2 protein-coding genes are annotated in these 2928 nt (G+C 44.9%); one reads left to right on the top strand and one right to left on the bottom strand.

Going from position 1 to position 2928, the window contains the following annotated elements; translation table 11 throughout:
- Nucleotides 1-147 precede the first annotated feature (147 nt).
- Nucleotides 148-1098, top strand: a complete 951-nt coding sequence (locus IQ229_RS21790; protein ID WP_194047315.1) for a D-2-hydroxyacid dehydrogenase — start codon at nt 148-150, stop codon at nt 1096-1098.
- Between the two features lie 79 nt (nt 1099-1177).
- Here the strand turns inward: IQ229_RS21790 and IQ229_RS21785 are convergent, their stop codons facing one another.
- The gene (locus IQ229_RS21785) at nt 1178-2374 is read right to left on the bottom strand and encodes an acyl-CoA dehydrogenase family protein (RefSeq protein WP_194047313.1); all 1197 of its coding nucleotides are present in this window, start codon (nt 2372-2374) and stop codon (nt 1178-1180) included.
- Nucleotides 2375-2928: the final 554 nt, after the last annotated feature.

The following is a 2928-nucleotide window of genomic DNA, read 5'->3' as shown; positions in this document are numbered from 1 at the left end:
AAGTGTTACTAAGCTGGTCAGCCGTTACGAAATGTAGTAGATAAAAAAGCAGGATACTAAGCAATTAAAGATTAAAAATGAAGAGGTGCTGCCGATTGGGTTGCATAATCCAAAATCCAAATCCAAAATTGAATTAGGGAGTAGCTAATGGTGAAACTAATTTTACCCGATCATCTCATTGCAGATATAAAGCCACATCTACCATCTAATATAGATGTCGTGGAGGTGGATAGTGAAGGTAATCTAGATGGTGATGCCAGTGATGCAGAGATTTATGTCAATGGATTTTACCTGAAAACCTCTACCCTTAACAAAGTACTGACAGCAGCACCCGCGCTACGTTGGCAACAGTCACCAAGTGCTGGCGTGAATCACATCCTCACGCCAACTTTTTTGCAAAAGGACATCATCCTCACCAATGGCGCAGGAGTTCATGCAATTCCAATTTCGGAATTTGTACTGGCATTTATGCTCTATCACGCCAAGAATCTGCGGAAATTACAAACTTTGCAGAATGAACACACTTGGGTAAGAGGAGTGTTTCTCGAAGAGTTGGCAGACGCGACTTTATTAATTCTCGGCACAGGAAATATCGGTCAAGCGATCGCATCTCGTGCTAAAGCCTTTGGAGTCATAGTTTGGGGTAGTCGCCGCCATCCCGAACCCCTACCGAATTTTGACAAAGTTGTGGGTGCAGATGAGTGGCGATCGCTTCTCCCAGCCGCAGACTATGTAGTTATTGCCACACCACTAACCTCAGAAACAAAAGGCTTGATTGATGAAGTTGCATTGCGCTCTATGCGTCAGTCCGCTTACCTAATTAACATTGCTCGTGGTGCGATCGTAGATGAAGCCGCATTGCTGACTGCATTACGTGAGGGCTGGATTGCGGGTGCTGGATTAGACACTGTTGCAACCGAACCCCTGCCGTCGGAAAGTCCCTTATGGTCGCTACCGAACGCCTTTATCACACCCCATTGTTCAGCTTTGTCGCCACGCCTGAGAGAGCGCATAGCACAACTATTTATCGACAATCTTCAACGCTACCAAAACGGTCAGCCCTTGCGGAATGTTGTAGATAAGCAAGCTGGATACTAAATGTTGGGCATTGGGCATTGGGGATTGGGCATTGGGGATTAATTATTCTCCCCTGCTCCCTTGCTCCACTTCCCAATCACTAGACTTTCAGCACCGACTTGCCCAATGACTGGCAAATAACATCATTCTGTGGTGTATGGATACGGCTGCACAGAACGTCACGGTAGTGTCGCTCTAAAGGATTTCTTTTTAATAGACCAGGATTACCAGTTAGTTCTAAGGCAATTTCTACAGCACGAATCGAGTTAGTTGTGGTTAGATATTTAACAGCCTGTGCCTGTAATCCTACGTTAGGCTCATATTCGCCCTTGTCAATATCTTGAGCCAAACTATAAATCAATCTATTATTAGCAAACAGCAGTGCTTCTATCTCACCTACAGCAGTTTGGAAGCGTGGCAGAGTTGCCAGTGGCTCTTGGAGATTAGAAGGCGATCGCTCCCAAAGATATTTAACAAGCCAGTCTCGCGCACTACTAGCAACACCGAGATATAAGGCACTCACTGTCAAACTGCCCCAAGTGGAAATCAGTGGATCAAAAGATGGCACAGCAGATATGGGGTTGATATCTAGAGCATACTCTGAAGGAATTAATACATTTTCTAAAATTAGGTCATGGCTGCCCGTAGCTCTCATTCCCAAGTGATCCCAGGTTTCGACAATTCGCAAACCAGGCAGATCGCGCGGAACTAGAAAATTCCCAACTTGTGGTTCATCTTCAGTTGTCCGTGCCCAAACAACAAAATAGCTGAGGATAGGACTGCCCGTGGTGTATTGCTTATGTCCTGTTAAACGCCAGCCCTCTGTTGTTCGTTCGGCAATTGTTGCAGGCAATCCGCCTCTCGCTGGCGTTCCTAACTCTGGTTCAACACGGGCAGCATTTAGCAGGGCAATGCCTTCAATTGATTCACGACACAGCTGCTTATATACTTCTGGATGCCAGCGACGCCTACGGGCTGCATGAGCATGTTGAAGATAGTGCATTGTCAGTACTAATGCGGTCGAAGCATCGCCACGCGCTATCCCTTCAATCACCCGGCAGATAGTTGCCAATCCCAAATCCTGGCCACCGAATTCAGGCAAAATGGTGAGGTTGAGTAATCCTGCTTCATGCAAAGCTGTAAAATTCTCGAAGGGAAAGGAAGCATCTTTATCGTGTGCCCCTGCGCGGGTGGCGAAATCTTTGGCCAGAGCCTCAACTCGGTCGAAAATATTCGGGAGAGTTTCTAAGCCTTGGGCTACAAAGGTGTCTGGCACTGCTTGCTCCAACTGTGACATAAGTACTCCTTCGCAATTCACTGTACTAATAAATCAGAGATGTTTTTCAATATGGAAACATCTCAAGTATGTAGAAATATCAATTTTTCGCACGACGCCAGTCTCCCCTCACCCCCAATCCTCATTGCCCTAATGCTCCAGAAAATACTACTTAAAATCGACCGATATTTAGTAATTATTGGTTTTTGTAAGTATGACACAAACTCCTTTCATAGAGCAAGCCAAGCGGAAAATTCAGCGATCGCTCCACAACTTAGGAACTGAATTCCTTACTGGTCTAGAACTTACGCAAAATATCTCTCAAACTCTTATTTCTCCGTGTTCTCTGTGCCTCTGCGGTTCGTTATTTCGTAACTCGTGGGTAAGTCCTATGGTCTTTTAAGCTAATCATTATTCAAATTAAATCTTTGCGTTTGGAACCAAGCACGGAGAAACAAGCATTTAATTATTCTCTGTTGAGAGTAATATAAGGATCCCTAGATAACATAGGGATAATTTTCTCATCAAGTAAATTTTCCAATGCATAAATATACAGCAACGACATTGGCGATCGC

The organism is Nostoc cf. edaphicum LEGE 07299 (assembly GCF_015207245.1).
Lineage (GTDB): Bacteria > Cyanobacteriota > Cyanobacteriia > Cyanobacteriales > Nostocaceae > Nostoc > Nostoc edaphicum_B.
This window is presented reverse-complemented; position numbering and strand designations above follow the sequence as displayed.

What these genes read in the sequence shown, in the direction of transcription:
- IQ229_RS21790 (WP_194047315.1), top strand. Translation starts at nt 148, where the DNA reads ATGGTGAAACTAATTTTACCCGATCATCTCATTGCAGATATAAAGCCA.
- IQ229_RS21785 (WP_194047313.1), bottom strand. Translation starts at nt 2,374, where the DNA reads ATGTCACAGTTGGAGCAAGCAGTGCCAGACACCTTTGTAGCCCAAGGC.